General features: G+C 51.2%; 14 protein-coding genes and 1 riboswitch. All 14 genes read left to right on the top strand.

The window, feature by feature from the left end:
* Positions 1–52 precede the first annotated feature (52 nt).
* The 14 genes from ACTNDI_RS10440 to ACTNDI_RS10375 all read left to right on the top strand — a co-directional run bounded on the left by ACTNDI_RS10440 (position 53) and on the right by ACTNDI_RS10375 (position 13,305).
* A complete protein-coding gene (locus ACTNDI_RS10440) occupies positions 53–571 on the top strand; it encodes an AmiS/UreI family transporter (RefSeq protein WP_441100927.1) in 519 nt (172 codons plus the stop codon).
* Between the two features lie 177 nt (positions 572–748).
* On the top strand, positions 749–1,051 hold the full coding sequence (locus ACTNDI_RS10435; protein WP_279201379.1) for an urease subunit gamma: 303 nt from the start codon (positions 749–751) through the stop codon (positions 1,049–1,051).
* A 117-nt stretch (positions 1,052–1,168) separates the two neighbouring features.
* Positions 1,169–1,525, top strand: coding sequence for an urease subunit beta (locus tag ACTNDI_RS10430; protein ID WP_441100926.1), 357 nt, complete (start codon positions 1,169–1,171; stop codon positions 1,523–1,525).
* Positions 1,522–3,243 (top strand): urease subunit alpha, encoded by a 1,722-nt coding sequence (ureC, locus tag ACTNDI_RS10425; RefSeq protein WP_441100925.1) that lies wholly within the window; start codon positions 1,522–1,524, stop codon positions 3,241–3,243. Before ACTNDI_RS10430 ends, ureC begins: the two co-directional genes overlap by 4 nt.
* Before the next feature lie 257 nt (positions 3,244–3,500).
* The gene (locus tag ACTNDI_RS10420; RefSeq protein ID WP_441100924.1) at positions 3,501–3,986 is read left to right on the top strand and encodes an urease accessory protein UreE; all 486 of its coding nucleotides are present in this window, start codon (positions 3,501–3,503) and stop codon (positions 3,984–3,986) included.
* Positions 3,987–4,096: 110 nt separating this feature from the next.
* Positions 4,097–4,789, top strand: a complete 693-nt coding sequence (locus tag ACTNDI_RS10415; RefSeq protein WP_441100923.1) for an urease accessory protein UreF — start codon at positions 4,097–4,099, stop codon at positions 4,787–4,789.
* A gap of 111 nt (positions 4,790–4,900) precedes the next feature.
* Positions 4,901–5,518 (top strand): urease accessory protein UreG, encoded by a 618-nt coding sequence (gene ureG, locus ACTNDI_RS10410; protein ID WP_441100922.1) that lies wholly within the window; start codon positions 4,901–4,903, stop codon positions 5,516–5,518.
* On the top strand, positions 5,515–6,354 hold the full coding sequence (locus ACTNDI_RS10405) for an urease accessory protein UreD (protein WP_441100921.1): 840 nt from the start codon (positions 5,515–5,517) through the stop codon (positions 6,352–6,354). The genes ureG and ACTNDI_RS10405 overlap by 4 nt, the downstream gene beginning before the upstream one ends.
* Positions 6,355–6,590: 236 nt before the next feature.
* Positions 6,591–6,693: riboswitch (TPP riboswitch) on the top strand.
* A 211-nt stretch (positions 6,694–6,904) separates the two neighbouring features.
* Positions 6,905–8,215, top strand: coding sequence for a phosphomethylpyrimidine synthase ThiC (thiC, locus tag ACTNDI_RS10400; protein WP_441100920.1), 1,311 nt, complete (start codon positions 6,905–6,907; stop codon positions 8,213–8,215).
* Between the two features lie 299 nt (positions 8,216–8,514).
* Positions 8,515–9,324: a DUF975 family protein gene (locus ACTNDI_RS10395; protein ID WP_441100919.1), complete on the top strand. Its 810-nt coding sequence runs from the start codon at positions 8,515–8,517 to the stop codon at positions 9,322–9,324.
* Positions 9,325–9,417: 93 nt separating this feature from the next.
* Complete coding sequence (locus ACTNDI_RS10390) at positions 9,418–9,711, top strand: Dabb family protein (RefSeq protein WP_441100918.1); 294 nt, start codon at positions 9,418–9,420, stop codon at positions 9,709–9,711.
* 263 nt (positions 9,712–9,974) lie between these two features.
* Positions 9,975–10,196, top strand: coding sequence for an HPr family phosphocarrier protein (locus ACTNDI_RS10385; RefSeq protein WP_441100917.1), 222 nt, complete (start codon positions 9,975–9,977; stop codon positions 10,194–10,196).
* Between the two features lie 364 nt (positions 10,197–10,560).
* Positions 10,561–11,838: an alanyl-tRNA editing protein gene (locus ACTNDI_RS10380; protein WP_441100916.1), complete on the top strand. Its 1,278-nt coding sequence runs from the start codon at positions 10,561–10,563 to the stop codon at positions 11,836–11,838.
* A gap of 285 nt (positions 11,839–12,123) precedes the next feature.
* Positions 12,124–13,305, top strand: a complete 1,182-nt coding sequence (locus ACTNDI_RS10375; RefSeq protein WP_441100915.1) for a DNA/RNA non-specific endonuclease — start codon at positions 12,124–12,126, stop codon at positions 13,303–13,305.
* Positions 13,306–13,350: the final 45 nt, after the last annotated feature.

Below are 13,350 nucleotides of genomic sequence, written 5' to 3'. Positions count from 1 at the left end.
ATACAAAGAAATGACATCCGGCATATGTACAGCAGAAAGGAAGGAACGAATCATGCTAGGTACCATTTTACTTTATGTGGGAATTGTTCTGATCAGCAATGGCCTGGCCGGGGTTCTTGAGGTGAAGGACAAGTCCATGGTTGTCATGAACATTTTCACCGGCGGGCTCAGTCTGGTACTGAACATCATTGCACTGGGATACGGGGTAGTCAGCAATCAGGGCATGCTCTGGTTTTACGGAAGTGCAACGGGGCTTCTGTTCGCATTCACCTATCTTTACTCCGCAATCAATACGATCTTCGGATTTGATCAGCGTCTGTATGGATGGTTCAGTCTGTTTGTAGCCATCAACGCGATTCCGGCGGGAGCGCTCTGCTTTGTCGGATACGGCGGGAACTGGATCTACGGACTGATCTGGTGGGCATGGGGACTTCTGTGGTTCACAGGATTCCTGACCTGCGGTCTGAAGAAGAATCTTGGAAAATTCCCGGCATGGCTTGGAGTGATTGAGGGCGTGGTTACGGCCTGGATTCCCGGCTTCCTGATGCTCGTGAATATGTGGCCGTCATAAACGGTCTCTTCAGATTCCGGCGCAGATTTTATCAATGGTCTGTTCGGACCGGCGGAAGATATTCCGACGCCGGTTTTCGACAGAGGTATCCGGTAACGGATACAGAGATAGAGCAGCAGAGTTTTCATCCTGAAAAGCCGGTGAATTGACAGCCGGCTGTGAGAAAAGGAGGTATTTATGCAACTGACAGAGCGTGAGCGCGAAAAAATGATGATCAGTCTGGCAGCAATGATCGCGCAGAAGCGGAAGGACAGAGGAGTAAAGCTGAACCATCCGGAGAGCGTTGCAATTATCACCAGTTATATTCTGGAGGGTGCCAGAGACGGAAAGACCGTGGCGGAACTTATGGATGAGGGAGCACGGATTCTGACCAGGGATGACGTCATGGAAGGCGTGCCGGAGATGATTCCGATGATTCAGGTCGAGGCGACCTTTGTGGACGGCACAAAGCTTGTCACGATCCATGACCCGATCCGCTGACCGGAGGATTCTCCTTAGGGAAAGCGGCACGAAGACAGTGACGCGGGGACTTATACATTTTGATGTCCCGGACACGGGGCATGCAGACTTACTGAGCACAGCAGAAAGGAGCAGTCTATGATTCCAGGAGAGGTTCATTTTGCGACAGATAAACCGGTTCCTTACAATGAAGGCTATGATGCAATCGAGCTGGAAGTAAAGAATGTAGGAGACAGAGCGGTTCAGGTCGGATCGGAATACCATTTTTATGAGGCAAACGAGCAGGGACTGAAGTTTGACCGCGCGAAGGCATATGGAAAGCGTCTTGATATCGCTGCGGGAACGGCAATCCGCTTTGAGCCCGGCGAGACTAGAACGGTACGCCTGATTGATTTCGGCGGAAAACGCAGAGTCTTTGGCTTCAATAACCGTGTGAACGGGTATCTGGACAAGAACAAGAAAGCCCACAGCACAGATCTGGAGGTGACGGTATGAGCTTTGAAATGGACCGGAAGCAGTATACACAGATGTTCGGACCGGCGGAGGGAGACAGTGTCCGGCTGGGAGATACCAATCTGTTCGCAAAGATAGAGAAGGATTATACCGTACACGGACAGGAGAGCAAATTCGGCGGCGGCAAGGTCCTTCGTGACGGAATGGGCGTCAGTGCGACGCAGACCAGAAAGGATAATCCGAAGGTCGCGGATACGATTATCACGGGAATTACGGTCATCGATTATACAGGAATCTACAAAGCGGATATCGGTATCCGTGACGGGAAGATCCTCGCTATCGGCAAGGGCGGAAACCCGGATATTATGGACAACATCGATTTCATCGTCGGAGCAAGCACGGAGGCGATCTCAGGTGAAGGGCTGATTCTTACCGCGGGAGGTATCGATCTTCATGTTCATTATCTTTCCACAGGCCTGGCTCATGCCGCTCTCGACAATGGTATTACGACGCTCTTTGGAGGCGGAACAGGGCCGGCAGACGGTTCCAACTCTGCCACAACCACGCCGGGCGCATGGCATATTCAGCGTATGATCGAAGCGGTTGAAAACGATCCTCTGAACTATGGATTTATGGCAAAGGGCGCCGGCGCGACACCGGAGACCATTGCAGAGCAGGTCGAGGCAGGTGCCGCGGCAATCAAGACGCATGAGGACTGGGGCGCTACGGCGGCGGGAATTGACAATTCCATCAAGGCAGCGGACAAGTATGATGTTCAGTACGCGGTGCACACAGATTCCCTGAATGAAGGCGGATTCGTTGAGAATACAATTAATGCCTTTGCAGGACGCACGGTTCATACCTTCCATACAGAGGGCGCCGGCGGCGGACATGCACCGGATATCATGATTGTTGCCGGTGATGAGAACATTCTTCCGTCCTCTACAAATCCGACCAATCCATATACGCAGAACGTTATCGATGAGCTCTTTGATATGACCATGGTCTGTCACAATCTGGATCCGAAGGTTCCGGAGGATGTCGCTTTTGCGGAGTCCCGTGTCAGAAAGCAGACGGTGGCGGCAGAGGATGTTCTTCATGATATGGGCGCACTCAGCGTCATGACCTCTGATGCCATGGCAATGGGCCGTGTCGGTGAGGTGGCGATGCGCTGCTGGCAGCTGGCAGACAAGATGAAACAGCAGAGAGGACCGCTCGAGGGTGATTCCGAATATGACGATAATAACCGGATCAAGCGGTATGTGGCAAAATATACCATCAACCCGGCCATTGTCAACGGCATTTCCGATTATGTGGGATCCGTCGAGGTCGGCAAGTACGCGGATCTGGTCATCTGGGATCCGAAGTTTTTCGGCGCAAAACCGAAGCTGGTTCTGAAATCCGGAATGATCGTATATGGCGTTGTCGGAGATGCTTCCTCAAGTCTTCCGACGCCTGAACCAAGAATGATGAGAGATCTCTACGGTGCTTTCGGCAAGGCAGTGCAGAGCACAAGCATCACTTTTGTATCCACCTATGCGTACACACACGGAATTAAGGAAAAACTTGGCCTGAACAAGATTGTTCTCCCGGTTCATAACACGCGCAATCTCACAAAGAGAGATATGAAGCTGAACAATTATGCGCCGAAGACGATCAGGATTGATCCGCAGACCTTCAATGTGACAATTGATGACGAGCTGATCAGCTGTGAGCCGGTAGATACCATTTCACTGGCACAGCGGTACTACTTCTTCTGAGAAGTACAGAAACAGGTATGATATTCCGGCGTGATATGTGCCGGCATGGGGCGGTCCGGACTGTCGGTAATGACAGCCGGACCGATCTCCATATATGGGAGGACGCTGTGACGATGATGATCAGACGGATATTGGGGCAATCGCAGGAACCGGTTTCCCTATATGGGCGGACACTATGACAGGGAGACATCGCCCGTAATATGCGTCATGCCTCGGTTACAGCTGGACAGTCTGACAGAGAGGAGCTGTATAGAATCATGATTTTGACAGAAGTATACGGGAATATCCAGGATATTCCGGATCTGGCATCCTGGCATGTGGAGACCGCTCTGGTGAAGAGTGATGATCTTCTGAAATCAATCCTGCGGGTAACCTCTGATCACGGGCGTGACTATGGAATCCGGCTTGGGGATGAATCACAGAAGCTGGAGAACGGATCTGCCTTTATGCTGGAGCCGGGAAAACTTCTTGTACTGAGTGTCATTCCGGATGAGGTGATCGTGATTACTCCCTCAGATATGGATGAAATGGGAAAAACAGCGCATATGCTCGGCAACCTGCATAAGCCGGTGCAGATCAGAGACGGCAGGATTACGCTTCTGATGGATCCGGTTGTGCTGAAGACGCTGAAGGATAACGGAACAGAGTTTACCGTGGAGAAAGTGCAGCTGGACAAACCCATGCAGTACGCAAACCTGACGCCGGGCGCGCATACACATGCGCACCACGCGGAAGAGCATTAAAGGTTTCTGCCCGGGCTTGCTTGAAAGGCAAGGCTTTACAGTATCTCTGCCTTTTGCAGACCGGATGCAGCAGAGTTTTTATTAGATATTGCAGAGAGGACAATAGCAGAATGAAAAAAGAGTTGCTGGAGGCATTTCAGATCTGTGATTCGACCTTTCCGATCGGTACCTTTAATCACTCCTTCGGAATGGAAAATTATCTGTCGAGGCGGGTCATCCGTAAGGCGCCGCAGTTTCGGGAGTGGTTGGAGAACTATTTCCGCTCTCAGTACCGCTATGGAGAGGGACTGCTGGTCATTTTATGCAGCCGCGCTCTGGATGAGGGACGTGAGGAGGAGCTTCTGAGATACGATGACATCATCAACCGGTCCGTGGCAGCAAGAGAGACGCGCGAGGGAAGCCGGATGATCGCTGTACAGATGGCGGCGCTGATCCGGAAAATTTACGGGGACAGATATGCATTTTTAAACCGATACGCGGAGATGATGGATGAGGACGAATACTTCGGCAGCCCCGCGATCGTTTTTTCTGTTTTTGCCCATGAAAAGGGAATTGACTGCCGGGATGCTTTTGAGCTGTACGGCTACAGTGTGGCTTCCACGCTTGTGCAGAACGCGGTCCGCTCCGTCCCCCTCGGTCAGAGAGAAGGACAGGTGATTTTGCATGACGTCATGCTCCTGATCACGGATCTTTATGACCGAACGTCGGATCTGGATGAGGAATATCTGGGGGCGAACATTCCCGGTCTCGAACTGGCGCAGATCTGTCACGAGACACAGGAAGCGAGATTGTTCATGTCGTAGTATATGCGAGAAGCAGGAATTCGAGGAGCAGTGAATCAGAGAATCAGGATACCGGAATCATCTGACAGGAATATGATCCGGCAGCGCATCACAGAGAAAGGACAATGAATCATGAAACGGGCAGTAAGAATCGGAGTCGGAGGTCCGGTAGGATCCGGAAAAACGCAGCTGATCGAGAGGCTTACCAGAAGGCTTAAGGATGAATACAGCATGGCGGTTATCACCAATGATATCTATACGAAGTGGGACGCTGAGTATATGGTATCCCATTCTGTACTGGATGCAGACAGAATCATCGGGGTGGAGACCGGCGGATGCCCGCACACGGCGATCCGTGAGGATGCGTCCATGAATTTTGCGGCGGTGGAGAAGCTGGAGAAGCGTTTCAACCACACCCTCGATCTGATGTTCATTGAGAGCGGAGGCGATAACCTCGCGGCAACCTTCAGCCCCGAGCTGGTAGATTTTTCCATTTACATCATTGACTGCGCGGAGGGCGAGAAAATCCCGGCAAAGGCAGGACAGGGAATGATCAAGTCGGATTTGTTTATCATCAACAAGATCGATCTCGCGCCCTATGTCGGAGCAAATCTGGAGAACATGCGGGAGACGTCCCGAAAGTTTCGCGGAGACGGTACCTTTGTGTTTACGAATCTGAAAACGGACGAAGGTCTCGAGGATGTTGTGCGGTGGCTGAAGAAGGATTGTCTTCTGGAGGACCTTGAATGAAAAGTCAATTTGACGGAGAAATCCGCCTCGGATTTACAAACCGAAATGGGAGAACTGTGGCACAGTCGACCTATCGCAGGGGAAATTCCAGGATTTCCGGGAATATTCCGGCTGCAGGCGACGTTCCCTATTACTTTCTGATCAGCACCGGCGGCGGTTTTACCGAGGGGGAGACGTACCTTCAGAAGGTTTCGCTTGAGGAACAGTGTCATGCGATTGTGACGACACAGACCCCGAACTATATCTACAAGTGCGACGGGGGAAGACTGACGAGTCAGAACAATCGGGTGAAGATCGGAAAGGATTCCTTCCTGGAGTATTATATTGATGAGACGATTCCATATGCCAGGGCAAGATTTCGTCAGAACACGGAGATCCAGATGGCTTCGGGATCCAGACTGATTATGACCGACGGTCTGACTGCCGGGTGGTCGGAGGACGAGGAACCATTCCAGTACCGGGATATCGGGCTGAAGACCGATATCCGGATGGATGGTCGGCTTCTGTTCCATGACTTTCTGCTCGTCAACCCGGAAGAGGATCATATGCATGAAATCGGATGCTTTGAGGGATCCATGAACTACAATTCCGCTGTCATCATTGATGAAGGTGTCGACGAGGCTATGCTGGAGGAACTGAGAAATTTTCTGAATCAGAAATTCACCGGTTCCGAGGAGGTCCGGTTCGGATTGTCTCTGCTTGATCGTTATGGACTTGTACTTCGTGTTCTGGGGAAGAGCATCGTGGAGAACCGCGAAGTCGTGTATTCAATGACCGGTTATTACCGGGAGAAAATTCTCGGTTATCCCCACTTTGCATTGAGGAAAAATGCCTGAATGAAATGCGCCTTTAGCGATTTTGAGTGTTGTCAATAGAGATAACAGGCATATGTATGACTAAGTGCCGGAAGTCGTTAATCCAGATCGGCTATCAAAAAGAATTTTGAAAATGGTTGATTTTCCGCGCAAAAGTACGCTTGATGAAAATAAGGGAATGTGTTATCATGAACCCATTGTGAGGCTCATTGCTCCTGGCTTCAGGGAAACATCCGGGCCGGCACAGAACAATAGAATAGAAAAACATGGGGAGCCGGAAGGCTGAGAGGTATCACATGAGATACGACCCGAGAACCTGATTTGGATAATGCCAACGTAGGGAAGTGCGAGCACTGGTGTTTTTTATGTAGTCTGTTAGGCGGTATCCATTTGGGTATCGTCTTTTTTTGTGTATAAGCTCTTCGAAACCACGAAGCACGGAGAAATCCGCAGTTTATATAGTATTATACCAGAACAGCTCTTCGAAACCGCAGACAGGAGCGTCACACGCGAAAAGCGCCAGTGACTTTATTCTATTTTAGAGAATTCGAAAGGAAGGACAAGGTTACAGATGAGAGAGTATCATACGCAGATGGAGGCGGCGAGAAAAGGGATCGTCACTCCGGAGATGAAGGCTGTGGCAGGGAAAGAGAGAAGAACGGAGGAGGAAATCCGGAACTGGGTAGCAGAGGGAAAGGTGGTTATCCCAGCGAATCCGGCGCACAAGGGGCTTGATCCGAACGGCATCGGCAGTATGCTGAAGACGAAAATTAATGTAAATCTCGGTATCAGCCGTGATGTGAAGGATTATGATGTGGAGATGAAGAAGGTTCTCAGTGCCGTCGATCTCGGCGCTGAAGCAATCATGGATCTTTCCAGTCATGGCAACACCCAGCCGTTCCGCAGAAAGTTGACCAGTGAATGTCCGGCGATGATCGGCACGGTTCCGATTTATGATTCCGTGATTCATTATCAGAGGGATCTTGCGACCCTCTGTGCAAAGGATTTTGTGGATGTCGTGCGTCTGCACGCAGAGGACGGTGTGGACTTCGTGACGCTGCACTGTGGGATCACCAGAAAGACGATTGAGGAAATCAAGGCCGGCAGGAGGAAAATGAACATAGTCAGCCGAGGAGGAAGTCTGGTATTCGCGTGGATGGCGATGACCGGCAACGAAAATCCCTTCTACGAATATTATGATGAGATTCTGGAGATCTGCCGGGAGCATGATGTGACCATCAGCCTCGGTGATGCCTGCCGGCCGGGATGCCTTGCGGACGCGACGGACAGCTGTCAGATTGGCGAGCTGCTCAGGCTTGGTGAGTTGACGCAGAGGGCGTGGGACCGGGATGTCCAGGTCATGGTGGAAGGACCAGGCCATGTGCCGATGGATCAGATCGCCGCAAACATGAAGGTTCAGCAGACCATCTGCAAGGGAGCGCCCTTCTACGTACTCGGACCTCTGGTAACAGATATCGCGCCAGGCTACGACCACATCACAGCTGCGATCGGCGGGGCGATTGCGGCGATGAGCGGCGCTGCTTTTCTCTGTTATGTGACACCGGCGGAGCATCTTGCGCTTCCGAACATAGACGATGTACGTCAGGGAATAATAGCGAGCCGGATCGCGGCTCACGCGGCAGATATCGCCAAGGGCATTCCGGGTGCGCGGGAACAGGACGATCGGATGGCGGATGCAAGGCGGAAGCTTGACTGGGATGCTCAGTTCAAGGAGGCGCTTGATCCGAATACTGCGAAGTCCATTCGGGACAGCCGGGCGCCAGAGGATGATCACAGTGACACCTGCTCCATGTGCGGAAAGTTCTGCGCGGTGCGGAGCATGAATAAAGCGCTGGCGGGAGAATATATCGATATTCTCTAATATATCGATATCCTCTGATCAGAGGATATTATGCGGGGATTTCACAAGCCTGCCGTTATCCTGGGGCTGACTTAAGGTCAGCAGCCGGCAGCACCGGACAGAGGTTCTGTGAAATCCCTGTTTTTTTTCTGTCGCATGAATAAAAAAGAAAATGCTTTCCTACCGGCACTGGATTCTGTATACTTAAGGTTGAGAATCATGGTTACAGATTTCGCCGCGAGGCGGAAGCTGCCACAGGGCTGCCGCGGATGTTGGAATATACTGCAATATTTGCCGCAGCACAGAAAAGGAGGAGCAGTATGTGGACTAGGATCGGATTAAAAAACCGGTCAAAAGAGGTATTCAGGGGCAATTACTGGAAAGCTGTTCTTGCCGGACTTCTTCTTTCGCTGGCGATCGGAGGATCTTACAGCAGATCAGGCGGAGGAGCGTTATCCGGATTTTGCAACGGAATTTTGAATTATGATATCGTTTCCGGCAGAGACACGGATATTTTCGGATTTCATGCGGGACCGGGCGGCATTCCCGGCGGGATGTTTGGTGTGTGGCTGATGGCTGCCGGAATCATCTTTTTGGTGACACTGGTGATCGCCGTTATCGCGATTGTGGCCGATGTATTTCTGCTGAATCCGCTGGAAGTCGGGGTGCGGAGATTCTTTTATACGAATCTTCACCAGAAAGCGGAGCTTCGCGAAATCATGTACGGATTTGATCACTCCTACAAGAACGTGGTAAAGGTGATGTTCTTCCGTGATCTCTATACCTTCCTCTGGTCATTGCTTTTCGTGATTCCGGGAATCGTGAAAGGGTATGAATACCGGATGATCCCGTATCTTCTGGCTGAATATCCGGACATGCCGATGGAGGAAGCGTTCCAGATCAGCAGAAACATGATGTACGGAAATAAATGGAAGGCATTTGTGCTGGACCTTTCGTTTCTTCTGTGGGTGATTCTTTCAGGCATTACCTTCGGGCTGGTCGGTATCTTCTATGTAGATCCCTATATGGCGCAGACGAGCGCCGCGCTGTACGATGCCATCAAGATCGAGAAAAATCCGTTCGCGGGACAGAATCCGGGCGGTAATGGCAGCTTCGCAGGCATGTGGTAAACGGTCATACGATAATCTTGCCACAAAATGTATAAGCTGCGGTTTGTCTGCGTTTTCGAAGCACATATAGTTTTCGATTTTGGAGGTAATAGAATGTATCATTGCATACTGGCCAAATATAATGCGGAAATATCCAAAAAGCAGAAGGAAAATCTTCTGCCGGAGATCCGGGAACTGTTCGCGGGTCTCACCGGAATTGAAGGAATTGAATCGGTTGAGGTATTTCCAAATGTGATTGACCGGGCAAACCGGTACGATGTTCTGATCCGGATCCGGATGACACCGGAGGCGTTGCCTGTCTATGACGACAGTGAAATCCACAAAACCTGGAAAAGAAACTACGGAAAATACCTTGAGAAGAAGGCGATATTTGATTATGAGGGATGAGAATGCGTAGCAGATATGCACAAAATTTCCCGGTATTTTCACAAAAATTATAGAAGTAAGTCCTGAATTTCATGCAGAAGCTCCCGAAAGATTTGCATTTCAGTGTCAAGAGGATAAAATATCTATGTAAGGTCTCCGGAGAACCGCGGGTCATGGAAGAATAACATACCGCATCAGTTTTCACGGAGCCTGTGACAATATTTATTTGGAAGTCGGCCGTAGATATCGAAGACCGAAATTGAATATGAGGAGAGGCATGAGAGATGAAAAAGGCAAAGGTGAAATTCAACCGGGTCGAGGATATCGTAGCATTTGTTAAACTTGCCGGAGAATGCGCAGAGGATGTCACGGTCCGGAAGGGCAGAAGTGAGACGGACGGCAAATCAATCATGGGAGTATTTGCTCTGGGATTTGAACCGATAGAGATTGAGTTCACGGAAGGCAATTCACAGATGGAAGAGTATCTGAGCGCGTACGCCTTATAATCAGCGTTCAGAAAGCGTGTTAAACAGACCTAAAAGATCGGCAGATATTTGTTCGGAAAAGGATAAATATCTGCCGATTTACTGTATAAAGCCGTCGTCAAGCGGGCAGTTTTTGGGCATGCGAAGCATGCACAGAAAACTGCATGCTTGAACGACGCTAACATGTATGAGCATGGAGCGGTGCGAAGCAACGCGGGAATGCGAATACCTGTTAGCGGCACGGAAGCTGCGAAGCAGCGAAGTGACGCGTGGACTTATACAGTATGCGGCACTATATAATAATAAGCTCTTCGAAAACGCAGACAGGTCGCCTGTCGCGAAGCGCGCGTAAGAGACTGTATGCGATTTCGAAGGCAACAGAGGTATGAGCGTGAAGCCGTGTGAAACACGGCGAAAACGCGAATACGCACAGGCAGTGCTCCACACCTGTCAGGAAAGGAAAAAGACAACGATGGAAAATTTCGATGAATTATACTATCAGAGACCATATCTGAAAGAGTTTGACGCGGAGGTGATCTCCTGCGAATCGTGCGGGAAGGGCTATCACGTGGAGCTGAACCGGACGGCGTTTTATCCGGAAGGCGGCGGTCAGCCTTCAGACTGCGGTATCCTCCGGACTGACGCACAGACGGTTATTCCGGTGCGGGATGTTCAGAAGCATGGGGATCACATCGTTCATACGACGGATCGGGAAATCGCCGTCGGAACTCAGGTACACGGGGTCATTGACTGGCAGCGCCGAATGGATTATACTACGGCACATTCGGGTGAGCATATCCTATCTGGTCTGATTCACAGACGTTTCGGATACGAGAATGTCGGATTCCATATGACTGAGGAATGCGTCACCATTGATATCAGCGGAGTCATGACCTGGGAAGAACTGATGGAGGTGGAGCGTGACACAAATGCAGTGATCCGCAGCGATGTTCCTGTAGAAGAAAGCTTTCCGGAGGGACAGGAACTGGAGACGCTGGATTACCGGAGCAAGAAGGAGCTGACCGGGAAGGTGAGGATCATCACGATTCCGGGAGCGGATATCTGCGCCTGCTGCGGGACCCATGTGATGAGAACCGGCGAGATCGGCATGGTGAAATGTATCAGCATGATTCATTATAAGAAAGGCGTGCGGATCGAGCTGGTCTGCGGCAGAAAGGCCCTTCTCGATTATGAGCGGAAGGTGGATCAGAACACGGAGATCTCCCATATGCTCTCCGCGAAGCCCCATGAGACAGCAGAGGCTGTCGCGAGAGTACAGCAGGAGCTGGCGGAGGCGAATCAGAAGCTCAACGACTGGATCGGTCGGTACTTTGACGGGAGGATGAAGGAACTCGAAAAGCAGGAGTCCTTTCTGATCGACTTTGAGGAAAATATTGACAGGAACAGCTGCCGGAAGTTCTGCGACAGGCTTGTGAAGGAATCCATGGCGCCTACCTGTGCCGTAATTACGGCGCAGGTAGACGAAAAGGGCGTCTATGCGTACTGCATCTGCAGCTCAGCCGTCAATCTCAGGAACCTCACGAAAAGCATCAATTCAAGTCTTGAAGGTCGCGGCGGCGGAAGCCCGGAGATGATCCAGGGCTCTTTCAAGGCAGAAAAGGAGAAGATACAGGAGGTATTGACTGAAATCTTTACTGTATAAGCTCTTCGAAAACGCAGACGGGCTCGACACACGCGAAGCATGTGAAAGAGCGAGGATGCGATTTCGAAGGCAACAGGTATGAGGATGAAGCGCGAAGGCGCTGAATCCGAATGCCTGTTGGATTGCGGGAGTGCGAAGCACGGAGCAATCCGTAGCTTATGCAGTATCAAAGAGAGCTCTAGGAAAACGCAGACGGGCTCGACACACGCGAAGCGTGTGTAAGGGCCAGGATGCGAATTTTCACAAAACGTGTGTTCTGTGTTATAATCGGAGGCGGAACGGTTTTTGAGTTTCCTGCTGAGGGGATTTGATATGCTTGTGATAGAACTGCTGCTTCTGGCAGCGCTTGTGATATTTCCGGTGTCGCTGATCGCGGGTATTGTGAAAAAGAGACGCAGCGGCGACCGGCGAGGGCCCCGGATATGGATGATCGGATCGATGACGGTGATTGTCATCGGAGCGATTCTTGTCGGCGTTCTCCCGGGAGGCGTTCAGACCGGTACTGGAGAGAACCGGACGGGAGCTGTTGGGACCGTCATCGACCGGATTCGGAACGGGACAACCGCCTCTGTCGGAGGGGCGCTGCCTTCCGAGGAGAAAAGAGCGGCGGCAGAGCTCACAGCCTTTGATCCGGATGAGATTCCGGCGTACAGCGGCTCACCGTCGGTAGAGGTCAACGGGAACGTTCCCTTTTTCACGGATGAGGACCTCCGGACACAGGAATTCGAATTCTACAGCAGCCAGGACAGTCTCGGACGCTGCGGAACCGCCTGGGCGGATATCTGTGTCGATACAATGCCGGTGGAGGAGAGGGGAAAGATCGGATCGGTGAAGCCGACCGGATGGCACACGGTAAAGTATAACGGGATCGACGGCAATTATCTGTACAATCGCTGTCATCTGATCGGATATCAGCTGGCGGGCGAAAACGCAAACAAAAAAAATCTGATCACAGGTACCCGCTATATGAATGTAGAGGGAATGCTTCCCTATGAAAACGAGGTGAACTACGCGGTCACCGACTTTAATTTTCATGTACTTTATCGGGTTACACCGGTTTTTGAGGGCAATAATCTGCTTGCTTCCGGTGTTCTGATGGAGGCGGAATCCATAGAAGACAGGGGAGAGCGAATCCGGTTCTGCGTCTACTGCTACAATGTACAGCCGGGGATCACCATTGACTATGCGACCGGTGACAGCAGCGGTCCGGCATTTACCGGCTCTGATTCTGCATCCGGAGGGAAAGAGACCGCGAAGCAGACGGAAGTGTCAGAGACACCTGCTTCGGAGCCATCCGTTTCGGGTGGGACAGTCAGCTATGTCGTCAATACGAATACAGGCAGATTTCATTATCCGACCTGTTCGTCAGTGGAAGACATTGCTCCGGGAAATCGAATGGAATGGACCGGATCCAGGGATGAACTAATCGGCAGGGGCTACACACCCTGTAAGCGATGCAATCCGTAGAATATAAACAACAGCAGGTGTGCGCAGTACCGGTTCCGGTTTAAA

Source organism: Bilifractor sp. HCP3S3_D3, assembly GCF_052063915.1.
Classification (GTDB): domain Bacteria; phylum Bacillota; class Clostridia; order Lachnospirales; family Lachnospiraceae; genus Bilifractor.
Note: the sequence above shows the minus strand (reverse complement) of the source record. Positions and strands in the feature narration are given on the sequence as shown.

Excerpts from the sequence above, each read along its gene's own strand:
- ACTNDI_RS10385 (WP_441100917.1), top strand. The coding sequence starts at position 9,975 with ATGAAAAAGGCAAAGGTGAAATTCAACCGGGTCGAGGATATCGTAGCA.
- ACTNDI_RS10405 (WP_441100921.1), top strand. The coding sequence starts at position 5,515 with ATGAAAAGTCAATTTGACGGAGAAATCCGCCTCGGATTTACAAACCGA.
- ureG (WP_441100922.1), top strand. The coding sequence starts at position 4,901 with ATGAAACGGGCAGTAAGAATCGGAGTCGGAGGTCCGGTAGGATCCGGA.
- ACTNDI_RS10420 (WP_441100924.1), top strand. The coding sequence starts at position 3,501 with ATGATTTTGACAGAAGTATACGGGAATATCCAGGATATTCCGGATCTG.
- ACTNDI_RS10440 (WP_441100927.1), top strand. The coding sequence starts at position 53 with ATGCTAGGTACCATTTTACTTTATGTGGGAATTGTTCTGATCAGCAAT.
- thiC (WP_441100920.1), top strand. The coding sequence starts at position 6,905 with ATGAGAGAGTATCATACGCAGATGGAGGCGGCGAGAAAAGGGATCGTC.
- ACTNDI_RS10390 (WP_441100918.1), top strand. The coding sequence starts at position 9,418 with ATGTATCATTGCATACTGGCCAAATATAATGCGGAAATATCCAAAAAG.
- ACTNDI_RS10435 (WP_279201379.1), top strand. The coding sequence starts at position 749 with ATGCAACTGACAGAGCGTGAGCGCGAAAAAATGATGATCAGTCTGGCA.
- ACTNDI_RS10415 (WP_441100923.1), top strand. The coding sequence starts at position 4,097 with ATGAAAAAAGAGTTGCTGGAGGCATTTCAGATCTGTGATTCGACCTTT.
- ACTNDI_RS10380 (WP_441100916.1), top strand. The coding sequence starts at position 10,561 with ATGAGCGTGAAGCCGTGTGAAACACGGCGAAAACGCGAATACGCACAG.
- ACTNDI_RS10395 (WP_441100919.1), top strand. The coding sequence starts at position 8,515 with ATGTGGACTAGGATCGGATTAAAAAACCGGTCAAAAGAGGTATTCAGG.
- ureC (WP_441100925.1), top strand. The coding sequence starts at position 1,522 with ATGAGCTTTGAAATGGACCGGAAGCAGTATACACAGATGTTCGGACCG.
- ACTNDI_RS10430 (WP_441100926.1), top strand. The coding sequence starts at position 1,169 with ATGATTCCAGGAGAGGTTCATTTTGCGACAGATAAACCGGTTCCTTAC.